This window comes from Ruegeria sp. AJ12 (assembly GCF_056536245.1).
In genome coordinates this window covers 3,234,593-3,251,029 of the sequence record NZ_JBQFJJ010000001.1, presented here as the reverse complement: position 1 = coordinate 3,251,029, position 16,437 = coordinate 3,234,593, and the positions used below count along the sequence as shown (strand labels likewise).

16 protein-coding genes and 1 tRNA gene are annotated in these 16,437 nt (G+C 58.6%); 9 read left to right on the top strand and 8 right to left on the bottom strand.

The genetic code is table 11. The features are described from left to right. Positions 1 to 2: 2 nt before the first annotated feature. The 7 genes from ACR3E0_RS16245 to ACR3E0_RS16215 all read left to right on the top strand — a co-directional run bounded on the left by ACR3E0_RS16245 (position 3) and on the right by ACR3E0_RS16215 (position 4,445). Positions 3 to 293, top strand: a complete 291-nt coding sequence (locus tag ACR3E0_RS16245) for a hypothetical protein (protein WP_480479861.1) — start codon at positions 3 to 5, stop codon at positions 291 to 293. Positions 294 to 331: 38 nt separating this feature from the next. Further along, positions 332 to 628, top strand: coding sequence for a DUF2312 domain-containing protein (locus ACR3E0_RS16240; RefSeq protein WP_480481069.1), 297 nt, complete (start codon positions 332 to 334; stop codon positions 626 to 628). Next, positions 628 to 1,797, top strand: a complete 1,170-nt coding sequence (locus tag ACR3E0_RS16235) for a phage Gp37/Gp68 family protein (protein ID WP_480479860.1) — start codon at positions 628 to 630, stop codon at positions 1,795 to 1,797. The genes ACR3E0_RS16240 and ACR3E0_RS16235 overlap by 1 nt, the downstream gene beginning before the upstream one ends. 1 nt (position 1,798) lies before the next feature. After that, the gene (locus tag ACR3E0_RS16230; protein ID WP_480479859.1) at positions 1,799 to 2,143 is read left to right on the top strand and encodes a MazG-like family protein; all 345 of its coding nucleotides are present in this window, start codon (positions 1,799 to 1,801) and stop codon (positions 2,141 to 2,143) included. 16 nt (positions 2,144 to 2,159) lie between these two features. After that, positions 2,160 to 2,369, top strand: coding sequence for a hypothetical protein (locus ACR3E0_RS16225; RefSeq protein WP_480479858.1), 210 nt, complete (start codon positions 2,160 to 2,162; stop codon positions 2,367 to 2,369). 2 nt (positions 2,370 to 2,371) lie between these two features. Beyond that, positions 2,372 to 2,713: an ASCH domain-containing protein gene (locus tag ACR3E0_RS16220; protein ID WP_480479857.1), complete on the top strand. Its 342-nt coding sequence runs from the start codon at positions 2,372 to 2,374 to the stop codon at positions 2,711 to 2,713. A 121-nt stretch (positions 2,714 to 2,834) separates the two neighbouring features. Continuing rightward, positions 2,835 to 4,445 (top strand): recombinase family protein, encoded by a 1,611-nt coding sequence (locus tag ACR3E0_RS16215; RefSeq protein WP_480479856.1) that lies wholly within the window; start codon positions 2,835 to 2,837, stop codon positions 4,443 to 4,445. Here the strand turns inward: ACR3E0_RS16215 and ACR3E0_RS16210 are convergent. The 6 genes from ACR3E0_RS16210 to ACR3E0_RS16185 all read right to left on the bottom strand — a co-directional run bounded on the left by ACR3E0_RS16210 (position 4,424) and on the right by ACR3E0_RS16185 (position 9,585). After that, positions 4,424 to 4,500, bottom strand: a tRNA-Met gene (locus ACR3E0_RS16210). The two genes, ACR3E0_RS16215 and ACR3E0_RS16210, sit on opposite strands and share 22 nt — an antisense overlap. Positions 4,501 to 4,573: 73 nt before the next feature. Further along, positions 4,574 to 5,560, bottom strand: coding sequence for an alpha/beta fold hydrolase (locus ACR3E0_RS16205; protein WP_480479855.1), 987 nt, complete (start codon positions 5,558 to 5,560; stop codon positions 4,574 to 4,576). 1 nt (position 5,561) lies between these two features. Next, positions 5,562 to 7,034 (bottom strand): flavin-containing monooxygenase, encoded by a 1,473-nt coding sequence (locus ACR3E0_RS16200; RefSeq protein ID WP_480479854.1) that lies wholly within the window; start codon positions 7,032 to 7,034, stop codon positions 5,562 to 5,564. Positions 7,035 to 7,173: 139 nt separating this feature from the next. Beyond that, positions 7,174 to 7,413 (bottom strand): hypothetical protein, encoded by a 240-nt coding sequence (locus tag ACR3E0_RS16195; RefSeq protein ID WP_480479853.1) that lies wholly within the window; start codon positions 7,411 to 7,413, stop codon positions 7,174 to 7,176. A gap of 12 nt (positions 7,414 to 7,425) precedes the next feature. Beyond that, positions 7,426 to 8,580, bottom strand: coding sequence for an aromatic ring-hydroxylating oxygenase subunit alpha (locus ACR3E0_RS16190; protein ID WP_480479852.1), 1,155 nt, complete (start codon positions 8,578 to 8,580; stop codon positions 7,426 to 7,428). 99 nt (positions 8,581 to 8,679) lie between these two features. Then, positions 8,680 to 9,585, bottom strand: coding sequence for a LysR substrate-binding domain-containing protein (locus tag ACR3E0_RS16185; protein ID WP_480479850.1), 906 nt, complete (start codon positions 9,583 to 9,585; stop codon positions 8,680 to 8,682). 464 nt (positions 9,586 to 10,049) lie between these two features. Here ACR3E0_RS16185 and ACR3E0_RS16180 point away from each other — a divergent pair, with 464 nt between their 5' ends. Both ACR3E0_RS16180 and ACR3E0_RS16175 read left to right on the top strand, forming a co-directional pair. Further along, the gene (locus tag ACR3E0_RS16180) at positions 10,050 to 11,873 is read left to right on the top strand and encodes a BCCT family transporter (protein WP_480479849.1); all 1,824 of its coding nucleotides are present in this window, start codon (positions 10,050 to 10,052) and stop codon (positions 11,871 to 11,873) included. Between the two features lie 155 nt (positions 11,874 to 12,028). Continuing rightward, positions 12,029 to 13,576 carry a trimethylamine methyltransferase family protein gene (locus ACR3E0_RS16175; protein WP_480479848.1) on the top strand — a complete coding sequence of 516 codons (1,548 nt, stop codon included), beginning with the start codon at positions 12,029 to 12,031 and terminating at the stop codon, positions 13,574 to 13,576. Positions 13,577 to 13,602: 26 nt separating this feature from the next. Here the strand turns inward: ACR3E0_RS16175 and ACR3E0_RS16170 are convergent, their stop codons facing one another. Further along, a complete protein-coding gene (locus ACR3E0_RS16170; protein WP_480479847.1) occupies positions 13,603 to 14,943 on the bottom strand; it encodes an NAD(P)/FAD-dependent oxidoreductase in 1,341 nt (446 codons plus the stop codon). Further along, complete coding sequence (locus tag ACR3E0_RS16165) at positions 14,940 to 16,436, bottom strand: aldehyde dehydrogenase (RefSeq protein WP_480479846.1); 1,497 nt, start codon at positions 16,434 to 16,436, stop codon at positions 14,940 to 14,942. The genes ACR3E0_RS16170 and ACR3E0_RS16165 overlap by 4 nt, the downstream gene beginning before the upstream one ends. Position 16,437 lies beyond the last annotated feature (1 nt).

Here is a 16,437-nt window from a genome sequence, read left to right as displayed (position 1 = left end):
CAATGAGCGACAAAGACGCATACCGCCGCGAACAGGACCGGCAGACCCAACTGCTGACCAACGCAATCGACAGGGCAATAACCGAAACCTCAGCGTCGTTTGACGCGCCGATGCTCAACGCTGTGGCGGGCGCACTGGTGGCCGTTCAGGGCAACGTGTTGGCGTCCACTCCCCGCAAGCACCGCAAGGCCCTGCAGGTCGCGATGGTAAGGCAGCTACCCAAGGCAATCGCCAACGCCAAAGGCCGTGTGGCCACCGCTCAAACCGTCACGGTTGGCGGCAAAGTTCACTGAGGATCAGCCCAATGGCAGACAAGAAACAAAACGGGAAAATGGGCCACAATAAACCGCCCCTGAAAGCGGACCCGGAATTCGACGCAGCCAAGGACAAGGCGCACCGCGTCACAGCCGATCAGCTGCGCCAGTTCATCGAACGCTATGAGCGCTTGGAAGCCGAAAAACAGGGCATCGCGGACGACCAGAAAGCGGTCATGGCTGAGGCCAAGGCGCGAGGCTATGACGTCAAGGTCATGAAAAAGCTGATCGCCCTGCGCAAGCGCGACAAAGATGAAGTGGCCGAGGAAGAGGCGGTGTTGGCCCTCTACAAAGAAGCAATGGGGATGGACTGATGGGCAACGTCACCAAGATCGAATGGACCGAACGGACATGGAACCCGATTGTGGGCTGCAGCCTTGCATCGCCGGGCTGTACCAACTGCTACGCCATGCGCGCGGCCTACCGAATGTCGAAGAACCCCAAGACACCTCAGTATTATGACTCTGCTAGACTGGTGAACGGAAAGCCCGTTTTCACCGGTAGGCTGACGCTGGCGGAAAAGGCTCTGACGGAACCACTCAAGCGGCGCAAGCCAACTGACTATTTCGTCAACAGCATGGGCGATCTCTTCCATGAAAACATGCCGGACGAATGGATTGACCGGGTGTTCGCTGTCATGGCGCTGTGCCCCCAACACACGTTCAAGATACTGACCAAGCGGGCAGATCGGATGCGCGAGTATGTCGAAAATGCAGAACGTCGCGTTTTTGATGAGGTTTGTGATCAGGCTATTGATCAGAGGCTTGAGGTTGCCCTGTCTGCACAGCCGGAACACGATGAGCGTGCAGCGTGCTTTGGACGTCCTGTCGTTCGCCTCTATCAATGGCCCCTGCCGAATGTCTGGCTGGGCGTGTCGGTCGAAGATCAGCGCCGGGCGGACGAACGTGTGCCCCAGCTGCTGGCAACCCCCGCTGCGATTCGCTTCATTAGCGCTGAACCGCTGTTGGGGCCGGTCGATCTAACGGGTTTCACTACGTTCAACCCGCGCGCCATGAACTGGCCGGATGAAACCGAACCCGAATGGCCGATGGGTAACTACAACCCGCTGGAAGGCTCGTGGTGGCCAGCCATGGGCGACCCCGAACAGGAATACGCACTCAGGGAAGAAGACCTACCCAGCATCGGTCAGGTCATCGTGGGCGGTGAAAGCGGCCCGAACGCCCGACCCATGCACCCGGATTGGGCGCGCAGCCTGCGGGACCAATGCCAGGCCGCTGGGACTGCGTTTTTCTTCAAGCAATGGGGCGAGTGGCATCCTGAAAGCTGGGTCCACTATCACACCCCATTTGGCAGTGATTGCGGCGCTTTCACCAAAGATGGCCGGTTTGTCCACTCGCGCGACAAGCTGACACCAACCCACAACCTTGAAATGCGCCGAGTCGGCAAGAAAGCCGCCGGTCGAATTCTGGACGGGCGGGAATGGAACGAAACGCCCAAGTCAAAAACCACAGAGGATCATTAAAATGGACATGAACAAATTCAGCGCAAAGAACCTGCAACGATGCCAGCACACGGACGGGTTTAACCATCCAATCAACGATTGGTCGCTGTCGGACTGGATGACCGCGACACTTGGCGAGCTGGGCGAAGCATCGAACGTCGCCAAGAAGCTTAACAGGGTGCGCGACGGCATCACCGGCAACGCTGAAACGCCAGAGCAATTACAGGCCATGCTGGCCGACGAGATTGCCGACACATTCATCTATCTGGACCTTCTGGCGCAATCGCAGGGCATCAACCTTGCCGCCGCTGTCGCTCATAAGTTCAACCGCACGTCCGACAAGATCGGCTGCCACATCACCCTCTGAACGAAAGGCCCAAGACATGACCGGAGTAGCCGAAGAGCGCGAAAAGTTCATTGAAGAATTCACAATAGCGCTCATTGCAATCGGGGGACGAGAATTCGCGGATGGATCGTCCGTCGAAGAATATGCCCGCGAAGTAGCGCCTTCATACTATGAGGACAAAGACTATCGCGATGATGGGCCAGAGGCTTGCGCTGAAGCTGATTTCGATTGCTGGGAACCCGCTTAACCATGCCCCGCAATATCTCTTTCGCCATGACCACCCAGCAGGTGCAGGACCGCACCAAGGATGTCACGCGCCGGTTCGGCTGGTGGTTCCTAAAACCCGGCGACCGGCTCATCGGCGTCAAGAAATCCATGGGGCTGCGCAAGGGCGAAAAGGTGGAACGGCTGTGCCTGATCGAAGTCGTATCCGTGCGCGCCGAACCGCTGAACGCCATCACGCAGGCTGACGTGATCCGCGAAGGCTTCCCCAATTGGCAGCCATGGCAATTCGTGGACTTTCTGGTGCGCCACCATCGCTGCCACCCGACCAAGACCGTCAACCGCATTGAATTCAAGTATCTGGATTGAGGGTTTAGCAAGTGTCAATTCGCCAGACATTCTTGAACCCGGAATTGGTTGCATTAGTGCGCGCCATGGCCAAGGATGCTGCGCGACGGGATATTAGGACGCAGGCGACAGGACAGACCAAATGCAAATCGCAGACAGACGACGCGCCGCGATCTACGCGCGGTTCTCAACCGACCTGCAATCAGACAGGTCAATTGAAGATCAGGTACAGCTCTGCCGGGATTACTGCGCCCGAGAAGGACTAAGCGTCGCCAAGGTCTATTCCGACAGGGCGAAAACCTCCGCATCGATCATAGGCCGTGATGGCTTGCTGGACATGATGAACGCCGCTAGGGAAGGGGCCTTTGACGTTCTGGTGGTGGAAGCTCTGGACCGTATCAGCCGGGATCAGGAAGACCTCGCGGGGCTGTATAAGCGTCTCGAATTTGCCGGTATCGATATCCTTGCCGTCCATGACGGTCGGGCCGACCCGCTCAAGATCGGGTTGCACGGAATTATGGGCGAAATGTTCCTGCGCGGCCACAAAGGCAAAGTCCGACGCGGCATGACGGGTGTCGTGCGCCACGGGCGCAGCGCTGGCGGACGGGCCTATGGTTACGAACCGGTTCCAGGCAAACCCGGCGAACTGAATATCGTTGATTCCGAGGCGGAAATCGTGCGCCGGATTTTCGATGAATATATGAACGGGAAAAAACCGCGTGAGATCGCAGCTGGGCTGAACGCTGACGGCATCCCATCGCCACGAGGGACACGGTGGAATGCTTCAACCATCAATGGCAACGGCACACGCGGCCACGGGATGCTGCTGAACCCGCTCTATAACGGCCAGCTTGTTTGGAATCGCGTTCAGATGGTACGCAACCCGGATACTGGCAGGCGCATCAGCCGACCAAACCCGGAATCGGAATGGAAGATCGCAGACGCACCTGATCTGCGGATTGTGGATGCGGACACGTTCAAGGCCGTCGCGATCAAGAAGGCCGAAGCCGGGGCCAAGCACCACAAGGGGAGACTATCCCGCAAACCAAACCGAGTGTTTTCCGGCATAATCAAGTGTGGAAGATGCGGCGGCGGAATGTCGATTCATGACCGGCGCGGCCAAGCCGTGCGGGTCAGGTGTTCGACGTTCAAGGAAAGTCGCTCGTGCACCAATAGCGCCACCTATCGGATCGACATTATCGAAAAAGAGGTTCTGGCATCGTTGACTGATCAACTGCGCCATCCTGAATACCTGAAAGAATACGTGCGCGCCTATCGGGAAGAGCGAAAACGCCTGTCGGCGCAGAGCGTCAGTCAGCTGGACAATCTGGAACGCAATGTGTCACGCACCAGATCGCGGCTGGAACGGCTCGTGAACCTGTACGCAGACGGGGTGTCAGACGGGCCGGATGCGAAAGCCCGAATTGCCGAAGCCCAAGAGGCGTACAATAGCGCCAATGACGCCCTGTCGTCAGCCAAGATTGATGTTCCGGTTGTCGAACTGCACCCCAAGGCGGTGGCGAATTTCGCGGTGCTGGTGGATAGTCTGGCACAGCGCCTATCGCATCCCGATCTGGACGCTTCGGATGATGCCGAGGCCATCGAACAAATCCGAAATCTAGTGGCATCAATCACGATCCACCCGGATACCGGGAATGGTGTGATGGTGGACATAACCGGCCACCTGTCAGCTATCCTTGGCGAACCTATAGAACCTTTGGTGGGGATTAATGGTAGCGGAGGAGGGACTTGAACCCCCGACACGCGGATTATGATTCCGCTGCTCTAACCAACTGAGCTACTCCGCCACGAGTGACAGGCGATGTAAGGGAGGGGCATGTAAGGGTCAAGAGGGAAAACACCGGGCCCACACTGTTTCTTTCAGACGCTTTCATCAACTGTAGTACGCTTTGCCTTTGACGGATCAGTTGCCGATTGAGTGATCCGGCGGATGAACTCCGCGCAGGCATCAGGTGCCGTGATAAGGATCATATGACCCCGTTCTTCAATCTCTTCAAAAGACAGGCCAAAATCGGTCATTGGCGCTCCGTGCCAAGTGGGTGATAGGATCGCATCTTGCGCACCGTAAAGGATACCGCCCGGAGCTTTCAGTTCGGGATACCGTTTGCTCTGCGCCTCGATGCTCTCATCCACCCCGACCACATCCTGCGATGCGGTGATAAAAGCGGATGGTCTCAATCCAAGCGCACCGCCCGCGCGATCCAGAAAGTCTTCGGGTGGTGTTTCAGGGTCAAAGACTGTGCCAAGGGCCCGCGGCGCCGTTTTTGCCGCTAGTGGTACGGCAAGCGTATTGCCGATCAGGTTGCGCAGCCATCCGGTGCGAATCTCCATCGGTTTGAATACAGCGGGCGTGTCCGGCAGCTTGTGCGTCAGCGGTGCCAGAAGGGCCAGCGCCGCCACGCGATCAGGATGGTTCAACGCCATCGACAAAGAGACCGCGCCGCCCAGCGAATGCCCGACCAGAACAACATCTGAAACACCTTTTTTGTCAAGGAATTCCTCGATCATCCGGGCCTGTTCGGGCAGACGACCCAGTTCGGCGGCATCACGGGTGGAATAACCGCATCCCGGACGATCCAGCGCAATCACGTGATAGTCGTCAGCCAGCAGATCCACCAATGCATAAGTAAAATGCTGCAACTGCCCTGCCAGACCGTGGATCATGACAATGGTCCGCGCGTCGGGGTTGCCTTTTTCAACGTAGTGAATACGGCCGCCCTGAACGAGGACCACCTCACCAAGCTGCGGTACGGTTTTCAGGCCCTGCCGAGTCAGGCGACGGGTCCAGAGGTTCATACCTAGCAAGAAGGCCGCGAAGACCGCGATAACAATCAGCAAGGTCGTCATTTCAACGATCTCCGTTTTTGACAGGTGCGGGCAGGTATTGCTCCAACCCGCACTGTGCCATGCGTTTCTGAAACTCGCCAACAGTTCCCGGCCATAGTGTCGTGTTCCGCCCTTGGGCATCCTGATACCACGAAGTACAGCCACCGGTTTGCCAGACGCTGTCGGAGTGGCGCTCCTGCATTTCATGCGTAAACGCAGTCTGTTTTGCAGGGTCAGGCGTGACGGCTGGCAAGCCTTTGGCCTGCATCTCATCCAGGACGCGCCCGATATGTGCGACCTGTGCTTCGATCATCAGAACAACCGAGTTATGACCAAGCCCGGTATGCGGTCCGAGCAGGATGAAAAAGTTGGGAAACCCGGCAATCGCCGTGCCGAGGTTGGCTTGCATCCCCTCCGCCCAGGCCGTGCGCAACGTCAGGTTATCTGCTCCGGTAATGTCCAGCCGGTCCACGACGTCGGTCACATGAAACCCGGTGCCCCAGATCAAAACATCGGCCTGCGTTTCGTTGCCATCCGCGGCTCTGATGCGGTCCCCGTCTATCGAAACCACCCCGTGTGGAACAACGGTGACATTGTCGCGGGCCAATGCGGGATACCAGTCGTTCGAGCTGAGAATCCGCTTGCAGCCAATCCTGTAGTGCGGTGTCAACCGCTCTCGCATGGCCGGATCGGATATCGCGCCTTCCAGAGACTGGCGCCACATTTTCATGGCAAAATTCACCATGCGTTTCTCGCCTCGAAAGACACGGTGACGAAACTCGAAGACAGCAAAGATGAGTTTTCGTCTGATCCGAGGGAGCACCGGGAAGCGGGCGTAGAGGCGTCGGACCCACGGTGCGATCGGGCCATCCGGTCGCGGCAGCACGTATGGTGCGCTGCGTTGGAAAATGGTGATGTGTTCGGCTTGTTTGGCTATCTCGGGCACAAATTGCACGGCCGAGGCACCTGTACCGATCACTGCGATCCGTTTGTTGTCCAAGTCCGCGTCGTGGTCCCACTGGGCCGAATGAAAGCGGGGGCCGGGGAAACTGTCCGCGCCGGGGATGTCCGGTATGCTGGGAACATGCAGCGCACCTACGGCCGAGACCAGAAACCGGGCGGACCAGCGTTGCCCGCTTTGCGTTTCCACTTGCCAGCGGGCGCCGTCCCAACTGGCGGACTTCAACTCCTGCCGGAAATGGCACAGGTCATACAGCCCTTCGTCACGCGCAACTTTTTGCAGATAGGCCTGTATCTCGGCACCGCCCGCATAGGCCCGGCTCCAGTCCGGGTTGAGATGGGTTGCCATCGAATACAGGTGTGACGGGATATCACAGGCCACGCCCGGATAGGTGTTCTCCCGCCACGTTCCGCCGATATCATCGGCCTTTTCCAGAATGGCGATGTCACCGAGTCCGCGCCTGCGGGCCTCCAATGCCATCGTCAGCCCGGAAAACCCGGCTCCGACAATCAGCATATCTGTTGCGTGACCCACGCGCCTGTTCCTCCCAACGCCGTACCCAAAGACTATAAATGGTATGAGGGTTGTGAACAGGGTCCCGTTGGGTCAGCCCCTCCGTGCGTCGAAAGGGTTCGTATGGGCGAGATGCGGTGTATCCCGCACCAAACTGGCGTTAGAACTCAAGCCTGTGCGCCCGACCGTGCGCGACCAGGCGCGCGTTCAGCGCATCGGCCTCGGGTGCGCCGGCCTCAAGCGCAAAGACGAAGGCGTGCGTCAGGTAGAAACAGGCTGCATCCCTGTCACCGGCACCTTCGCAGTCATCTGCAGCCATGGTGTAGAAACGGACAAGGTCTGCATGGTCATTCCTGGAATGAGCGTCCAACAGGAGCTTGTCCAAAGCCACTTTGTTCATGGATCGCCCGACCTAACCGGATCGTCCTTTTTCAACCTGCGTCGCTATCCAGCGATGGAAGTTGTGGGTCGGCCCGTCCATAGCAGGCGAGAAACGCCCGCCATCAAACAGCATGCCATGCCGGCCTTTCTGCATACCCTCGACCACAAAGATGTCTTCTTCGAACACGGTCTTCCACAACTGCGCATTCGACGCGCGCAGGCCATCATGCTCAGGCGTGTCCGCCTCGCTTTTGGCGTAATAAAGCTCGATATGCTCGACAGTGTTCTCCTGATCCACCGGTTCAAGAATGATTGCAAAGCTGTGGTCGCGCTGCACACCCAGCAACACGTTGGGGTATAGCGCGATGTACTCGGCCCCTTCATCCCATTTGTCGCTGAGACCAGCGAAATCGGGCAAGGTCGCGCCGTCCTGATCGGTCAGTTGGCGGTACACCAGTGTGCCTTGCCCGGAATAATGTCCCCGGGCTTCGATATTGTAGTGATCTTCCAGCCGGGAATAGCTGTTGAGGCCGGGATGCACCCAGGGCAAATGGTAGCTCTCGCAGTAGTTTTCGACGGCCAGCTTCCAGTTGGTTTTGACCTCAAGCTTAAATGAAGACACATCGCCGCCGTGAAAAACCGGCTGCTCGAACTCTTTCCACCGCTCAAGCAGGGCGCCATGAGCCTCCTCAAACTCCGGAGCATTGCCATCGACGTTGACAAAAATCACATCCCGCCAGACATGCGACCGGATGCGCACCAATCCTAAATCCTTGGCATCGACATCCTCATGTTTGTTTTGGCCCGGGCCGCCCACGTGCGGCGTCGCGCGCAATTCGCCCTTCAGGCTGTAACACCAGCTGTGATAGGGGCATCTGATGGCACCGCCGATTTTTTTCGGCGCATCCACCAGGATCATTCCACGATGCCGGCAAGTGTTCTGAAACACGCCGATCTCACCGTCTCGGTCCCGGACGATCAGCAGCGGCATGCCCAGGAAATCGACCGGTTTGGCATCGCCCGCCTCGGGAACGTCCTTCCCGAACCCGATACCCGACCAGTTTGCAAACAGGACCGAGTGCTTTTCTTCGGCAAAGACTTGCGGATCGACATAATGTCCGTTCGGCAGACCGTTTGCCGTGTTCACATCGGTCAGCACGGATGACAGCGGGCTGTGCTTGTTCATCGAACTCTCCTGAGGCTGGGACTACCCTGACCATTTCGTCTTGGCGTATGGACAGGGCGCGTCGCAATATCAGAAAAGCTCATCAAGGGTTTAGATGATCTAAACCGAGGGCTGATGAACCTCGTGGATGATCCAGTTTTTGAGCGCGCGGGCGTTGTCTGACAGATCCTCATCCGGGCGGCCGACAAGGTAGAACTGATTGGGCGCTGTCAGGTGATGAGGCCCGATTGGGGCCAGCTTTCCCGATTGCAACATTGGGTGGATCAAGCGTTGCCACCCAAGGACCAGACCGGCCCCTTTGCTCGCAAGTTGCAGAGCGACAGAATAGCTGTTGACGCGCGACTCGACGGGCACTGTGCCCGCACAGCCGAGTTGCTGAAACCAGTCCGGCCACGTCGTCCAAGTCCGATCCTCGGATTCCAGGTGGATCAGTCGTTGCGCTGCCAGTTGCTCTAGCGACGCGCCTGTCAGTCTGTCCGCCAGTTCAGGGCTTGCGACCGGGACAAGGTGGTCCCGAAAGAGGGGTGTGTGTGACAGGCTTGGGTCGCTGTCACGCCCGTATCGTATGAAAAAATCCAGATCTGGGCGGTCCCGGAAGGGGCGATCCTGCGAGATCTGGTCCACACTGACATCCGGTGTGTCGCGCCAGAACCGGATGATTGCGGGCGACAGCCAAAGCGCCGCCACTGCCGTTGTCGACCCCACCGTGACTTTTCCTCCGGACCTATGGTCTCGGATTTTGGACAGGGTCTGGGAAATACGGCCAAAAGACGTGGACAGCGCCTCGTAGAGGGCCTTGCCATCGTCGGTCAATTCGACTCCGCGATGTTTTCGCTGAAACAGCTGGGCGTCCAGATCACCTTCCAGTGCTTTGATCTGGTGGCTGACGGCACCGGGGGTGACTGACAGTTCCTCGGCGGCGTTTTTAAAACTTAGGTGGCGGGCTGCCGCCTCAAAAGCGGACAGTGTGGTCAGAGGCGGCAGGTTATAATGGCGTCTGGACATGATGGTTCAGGCAGTTGGTTACGGTTTAGGCCAATTCGTCTGACTATTAGAATTTTTACCGTTGAAGACCAGCAAATGATGGTCCGAAGGTGCATTTGGCGGTCAAGTTTTAGTTTCGGGTCGTCAAATCCGCGCAAAGTGTCGGTTATGGTCGGACTTTTGCAACCGCGAGGCTATAGGCAGGCGAGCCAAGAAATATCGAATTCGATGCTTTCTTAAGGTGTGCGAACCCATCCCAGCTACCCGGTTCCACGGAAAGCGACCTTTTGATCCGGACGGTCCGGAACCAGCGAAGGAAGTGAAATGGGTAGGTAATCTGCAGGATCGGATGGCAGCGCGATACGCACGTATGGCGTCCTTGATCCTCAACGTGAGACCGAACGCCCAAAATTCGAATAAAACCGCGAGCCCACGCAAAAACAAAAAATGGGCTCCAAAAATGGAACGACAACACGGAGGAAATCATGTCGGTACCAGAACCCTTTACGGACCTGGAGATAGAAACGGCGAATGCCGGGTTCTACGAAAACTACAGTGTGCCAATTGCCCTGATCAGTAAGGGTATCATGGTTGCCCTTGTGCTGTGGGCTTTGGTCTTTCCGGCCAATGCCAACAGCACACTCGGCAGCTGGAACGGAAGGCTGCTTGAATCCTTCAACGGCTTCTACGTCATCATTGTTGGGTTGTTTTTCTTTTTTCTCGTGGTTGTCGCCATCATTCCAGCCACCGGTCGCCGAATCATGGGCACACCCGGTGAAAAGCCCGAGTTTTCGAACTTCTCGTGGTTTTCGATGATGTTCGGCGCCGGTCTCGGCGTCGGTCTGATGGTGTTTGCCACTGCCGAACCATTGGGCCTGTGGGGGTCGAACCCTGTTGTGGTGTCCGGCTCGATTGAAGGGAACACACCCGAGGCGCTGCAATCGGCCTACCGCTTTACCTACCTGCATTACGGCTTTCACGCCTGGGCGATCTATGTCGTGACCGGCCTGTCACTGGCCTATTACGCCTATACACGCAACATGCCGCTGACGATCCGGTCGGCACTGACACCGTTGTTTGGGAAGCTGATGAACGGCTTTCTGGGCCATGTGGTCGACGTGCTGGGCGTGGTGGCCACCATCCTTGGCGTTTCGGTAACCATCGGCTATGGCGTGAGCCAGTTCATTGACGGTCTCTATGCGATCACCGGAATGGAGTGGGTAATGGATCTGGGTGGAGAAGTTCCGACCCCCAGCAAGGTTGGCCTGATATCAGGTCTGGTCGTGATCATGGGCCTGTCGATCATCTCGGCGGTGTCCGGTGTGGGACGTGGTGTCAAATACCTGTCGAACCTGAACCTTGTCCTGTCGATCATCCTGCTGGGGACGTTCGTGATCTTTGGCTCGTTCGTCTTTGCCATGACCACCTATGGCACGGCGATGGTCGATTACATCCTGAACTTCCTGTCGCTCAGCTTCGGTGCATACGGTCCATTGTCGGCGGATGCCTTCGCTGCGGCCCTGCCCGAGGCGGCACAACAGCATGCTGATGACCTGATCGGCGGCGCGACCAATGCCTGGGGCAGCTTCGACGGGTTCAAAGACGGCCTGACCGGTGCTGCGGCTGAACTGGATGCCGACACGCTGGCGGCTGTGTATGCGGCGGGTGAGCAGGGACGCCAGTTTGGCTGGCAGGCGGGTTGGACCACGTTCTACTGGGCCTGGTGGATTGCCTTCTCGCCCTTTGTGGGTCTGTTCCTGGCGCGTATCTCCAAAGGTCGCACGGTGCGCGAGTTCATTCTGGGCTGTGTCTTTGCTCCGGCACTGGTCTGCTTTGCGTGGATGACGGTTCTGGGCGGTACCGCAATCGATCTGGAACTGGCAGGCGCGGCCGAAGGCGCGATCATCGGTGCGTCGAACACCAACAAGCTGTTCGTGACCCTGTCCTACATGATCGATGGCGGTCTGCTGTCCATGCTGAACGTGATGTGCGTGATCCTGATCATGACCTTCCTGGTGACATCTGCGGACTCGGGCATTCTGGTGATGAACACCATCATGTCCGGTGGCAGCCAGGAAACCGGCGTCAAGCACCGCATCATCTGGGGTGTCATCCTGACGGCTGTGATCGGCGCGCTGATCCTCGCGGCGGGTGACAACAACCCGATGGACGCGCTGCGCAACGCGATGATCATTGGCGCACTGCCCTTTACCATGGTGATGGGCCTGATGTGCATTGCGCTGGGCAAGGCGCTGTTCCGCGATGGCCAGCGTGACAAGCACGGCGCTGCCACGCAGGCGGCTGAGTAGACACAACCGTATCTGACGCATGCAATGCCGCCCCGGATCGGGGCGGCATTTTGCGTGCGGGGCATGTGTCGCTTCCTGCAAACAGGTTTCGCAATCAGTGAGGTGCAGTTCCGCCAACTCCCCCAATCTGAGGCATAAGACTGGAGGATTGCCCCGTGAATATCCGTACCCCCACCCGGTCCGGTGGACGCTCAGCCCGCCGCGCCGCGCGCACCGCTCCGAATTTTGATATGCTGCCGGGGCTGACCCGCGGCATACCGCTCTGCGAAGTGATGGATGGCACGCAGGTTGAACGCATCGATGCGGCTTCGATGGACATTCTGGAAAATGTTGGTGTCCAGTTCCGCGACCCCATTGCAGTGGAAGATTGGAAACGAGCGGGCGCCAAGGTCGAGGGCGAGCGGGTCTTTCTCGACCGGGGGTTGGTGCGCGAGCTGATCGCCAGCATCCCGTCGGATTTCACCTACCATGCCCGCAACCCGAAAAAGAACGTGCGGTTGGGCGGAAAGCACTCGATCTTCGTGCCGATGACTGGCGCGCCGTTCCTGCGCGATCTTGACGATGACCGCCGCAACCCGACGCTGGACGATCTGGCGATGTTTCACAAGCTCAGCCACATGCTGCCCGCGCTGCATTCCTCGGCACATCACATCGTCGAGCCTTATGATCACCCGATCAGTCAGCGCCATTTGCGCATCACCTATTCGTCGATGAAACACTCGGACAAAACCTTCATGGGCATGACCACCTCGCCCAGAAATGCCGAGGATGTAATGGAGATGTGCGCCATCCTGTTTGGCGAGGACTTTCTTGAGGATCACCCTGTCACCACCGGAAACTGCAACGGCAACTCGCCACTGGTTTGGGATGAGACGATGCTGGGGGCGATGCGCGCCTTTTGTCGCCGCAATCAGCCCGTCCTGTGCTCGCCTTTCGTTTTGGGTGGCGCCAATACGCCTGCCAGTGTTCCAGCCACCGTAGCGCAACTGAACGCTGAGGCATTGAGCGCGTTGGCCTACACACAGGTGATCCGAAAGGGCGCGCCTGCAATCTACGGGCACTACCTTTCGACCGTGTCGATGAGATCCGGGGCGCCAATGGCCGGCACGCCCGAGATCAGCCTGATGAACTTCATGATCGGCCAGATGGCGCGCCACTACGGAGTGCCGTGGCGTACGTCGAACACGCTGGGCGGTGCCAAGACTTTTGACGCGCAGGCCGGTTACGAGTCCGCCACTACGCTAAGCGCCGTGATCCATGCCGGAGCAAATTACATCTGGCACAGTGCTGGCTGGAACGAGGCGGGAATGCATTGTTCTGTCGCCAAGTTCATTGTCGATGCCGAGCAATGCGCCATGGCCTACCGCATGGCCGAAGGGCCGAAATGGGGTGACTTCAATCAGGCGCTGGCCGCTATTCCGGATGTCGGCCCCGGAGGCCATTACCTGGGCCATCCACACACGCAGGACAATTTCCAGGATGCGTTCTTCATGCCCGAACTGTTCGACAATAATTCGATTGAACAATGGGTTGCGGAAGGTGAGGTGGAAATCACCGAACGCGCTTTGAAACATGCACGCAAGCTGCTGGCCGAATATCAGGAGCCCACTCTGGACCCGGCCAAGAACGAGGAACTGCTGGACTACATTGCCCGGCGCGAGCGGGAAATCCCGGCGGCGGATGAGTTGAACCAGAGTTTTTAAACAACTGGCCGGGGCTTATCCGGCCTTCACTCTTTTCCTGACCGCCATTCCTTCCACATCAGGTAGCTGTTTGCCCCGAGTGACGCAAAAGGCTCTGGCGGCAGGCGCGGGGCGCGCGGTTGCGCCAGAAAATGTGCCGCAATCTCCGAGCCATTCCCCATCAGCATTTCTGCCACACCCATGCCCTGCAATGTGCCCCGTGCAATGCCCAACCCGTTTTGGCAGCAGGCCGAGTAGACGCCGCTTTCAAGTTCTCCAAACGCTGCCGACCCGTTGCGGCTGAGGCACAGCATGCCTGCCCAGCGATGCTCCATTCGCACCTGAGGCAGATGCGGGAAGCGTTCGCGAAACTTTCGGTCATGCACCCGTCCGGCATTGCGCAACCGCATCTGCGAGGTTTCGATTGTGGGATGAAAGCTCGAACAGGTCCGGATCAGGATACGATCCCCATAGCTGCCGGAAACGCGCCGGACCGAGGTGCCCATCGGGTTTGCTGGTGTCACTGCCCAGCGAGATTGACCGCCCAGGGTCGCGATCTGATCGGGGGTCAGCCGTTCTGTCATCGACGCGTACAGACAAACATGCATCAAGCGCCGCTGGTAAAATCCAAAACTCTCCACATGACCGTTGTTGGCCAGAATGATGCGGCCGGTCCTGACCGGCGCCTTGGGCGTTTTCACGATCCAGCCTGACCCTTGCCGCTCAAAGCCGGTGACCGGTGAGTTTTCATACATGTTGATTTGCCCGGCCAGACGCCCGGACAGTGCCCGAACATATGCGGCGGGCTGGATCATGACCGTACCCGGTGCATAAAGGCCGGACGTGTAGTGTGGACTGCCGGTGATCTCTTTCATCTGCGGGCCGTCATACAGTGTGTGCGGTTCACCCAGTCTTTCAAGATGCTGTGCGAAGTTCCGATTGTGCGCGTCACCGGCCCGTGTTGCCGCAGCATTGAATTTGCCACAGGGATCAAACGCCTCTTGCGTCAGATTACACTCCGTCGCGACGTCGGTTGCAAAGCCGATGGCGCGGCGGTTCAGGGCGATGGTCGCCCGGTCCGCCTCGATCCCGTCGCCCGCGTAGTTGTCCGACGCCAGATCGTGTGGCAGATCGATCATGAAGCCTGAATTGCGGCCTGCGGATCCTTCGGCCAGACGCCCGGCTTCAAGCAAGGCAATTGTCAAGGATGGATCAAGCTGGTGCAGCCGCCGCGCCGCCGACAGACCTGCAAAACCACCGCCAACGATTGTGATGTCGGCGGTCTGGTCCCTGTCCAGTTCAGGGCACGATGTTTGCGGCGGCAGAATGGCGTTCCAGCCTGCCGGGCCGGTCTGCCTTGGTAGGCGTCTGGCCCCGTAGCGCTTCAATCCACTGCCTCGTCGGCATCGTCTGCCAGATCGATCCAGATGGTTTTGAGCTGAGTGTATTGATCATGCGCGTGGACCGAGTTGTCCCGACCGCCAAAGCCGGATTGCTTATAGCCTCCAAATGGCGTGGTGATGTCCCCTTCGCCAAAGCTGTTGACGGTGACGGTGCCCGCCCGGATCGCACGCGCGCCACGGATCGCGCGCTTTGCATTCGCAGTGAAGATCGAGGCGCACAGGCCGTATTCGGTGTCATTGGCGATCCTGATGGCTTCGTCAAAACCGGACACCTCGATCACCGACAGGATCGGGCCAAAGATTTCCTCGCGGGCAAGTGTCGCGTCATTGCCGGGAACTTCAACGACCGTGGCCTCGACAAACCCTTTTTCGGCTTTGCCCCCGATAACCACAGTCTCGGCCTGTTCCAGATAATCACAGACCTTGGTGTAGTGGCTTTGGCTGACCAGCGCCCCCATGCGGGTTTCCGGGTCCAGCGGATCGCCGATATTCCATTGTTTGGCGTGGTGCGCGATCCGCTCCAGCAGTTCGGCCTTTACATCCTTGTGTACGATCAGGCGTGACGCGGCCGAGCAATTCTCGCCCATATTCCAGAACGCGCCATTGACAACATGCGCCGCGACGCGGTCGAGGTTCTCGGCATCATCCATCACAATGGCGGGGTTTTTGCCGCCCATCTCGAGAACCACCTCTTTGGCGTTGCTTTCCGCCGAGTAGGTCAGGAACCGCTTACCTGTCACTGTCGAGCCGGTGAAGGACACCATGTCGATATCCATATGCCGCCCGATGGGTTCGCCTACCTCCGCCCCACCACCCGGAACGATGTTCAGCACACCGCGCGGCAGGCCGACCTCCATCGCCAGTTCCGCCAGGCGCAAGGCGGTCAGCGTGGTTTCCTGTGCCGGTTTCACCACCACCGAGCAGCCCGCTGCCAGCGCGGGCCCGATCTTCCACGCCAGCATCAGCAGCGGGAAGTTCCACGGCAGCACCAACCCCACAACACCAATCGGTTCGCGTATTACCATGGCGATGTGATCGTCGCTGGCGGGGGAAGCCTGGTCGTAGATCTTGTCGATCGCCTCGGCATGCCATTTCAGGCAGTGGATCGTCTCGGGCAGGTCTACGGTCTCGCAGTCGTAGATGGTCTTGCCGCTGTCGATGCTTTCTATCACCGCCAGTTCGCGGGCGTTGCGGGTCATCAGCTTGCACAATCGGATCAGAACAGCCTTGCGGTCGGAAGGGTGCATCTTGCTCCAACGGCCATCGTCAAACGCCTCGCGCGCCTTTTCAACGGCGAAATCCACGTCTGCCGCTCCGCAAGACGCGACATCGGCCAGTTTGTCGCCAGTGGCCGGGTTCACCGTCTCAAAGGTTTCGCCCGAGATCGCCGGACGGAACGCGCCGTCGATGAAGGCCCCGGTCGGTAGGGTCAGGCCTGCGGCGATGGATTTGTATTCGTCCCGTGTCAGCAGATCCATG

Coding starts and splice junctions, on each gene's coding strand:
- ACR3E0_RS16195 (WP_480479853.1), bottom strand. CDS start 7,413: ATGAACAAAGTGGCTTTGGACAAGCTCCTGTTGGACGCTCATTCCAGG.
- ACR3E0_RS16230 (WP_480479859.1), top strand. CDS start 1,799: ATGGACATGAACAAATTCAGCGCAAAGAACCTGCAACGATGCCAGCAC.
- ACR3E0_RS16235 (WP_480479860.1), top strand. CDS start 628: ATGGGCAACGTCACCAAGATCGAATGGACCGAACGGACATGGAACCCG.
- ACR3E0_RS16180 (WP_480479849.1), top strand. CDS start 10,050: ATGTCGGTACCAGAACCCTTTACGGACCTGGAGATAGAAACGGCGAAT.
- ACR3E0_RS16240 (WP_480481069.1), top strand. CDS start 332: ATGGGCCACAATAAACCGCCCCTGAAAGCGGACCCGGAATTCGACGCA.
- ACR3E0_RS16205 (WP_480479855.1), bottom strand. CDS start 5,560: ATGACGACCTTGCTGATTGTTATCGCGGTCTTCGCGGCCTTCTTGCTA.
- ACR3E0_RS16215 (WP_480479856.1), top strand. CDS start 2,835: ATGCAAATCGCAGACAGACGACGCGCCGCGATCTACGCGCGGTTCTCA.
- ACR3E0_RS16225 (WP_480479858.1), top strand. CDS start 2,160: ATGACCGGAGTAGCCGAAGAGCGCGAAAAGTTCATTGAAGAATTCACA.
- ACR3E0_RS16165 (WP_480479846.1), bottom strand. CDS start 16,436: ATGGATCTGCTGACACGGGACGAATACAAATCCATCGCCGCAGGCCTG.
- ACR3E0_RS16245 (WP_480479861.1), top strand. CDS start 3: ATGAGCGACAAAGACGCATACCGCCGCGAACAGGACCGGCAGACCCAA.
- ACR3E0_RS16185 (WP_480479850.1), bottom strand. CDS start 9,585: ATGTCCAGACGCCATTATAACCTGCCGCCTCTGACCACACTGTCCGCT.
- ACR3E0_RS16220 (WP_480479857.1), top strand. CDS start 2,372: ATGCCCCGCAATATCTCTTTCGCCATGACCACCCAGCAGGTGCAGGAC.
- ACR3E0_RS16190 (WP_480479852.1), bottom strand. CDS start 8,580: ATGAACAAGCACAGCCCGCTGTCATCCGTGCTGACCGATGTGAACACG.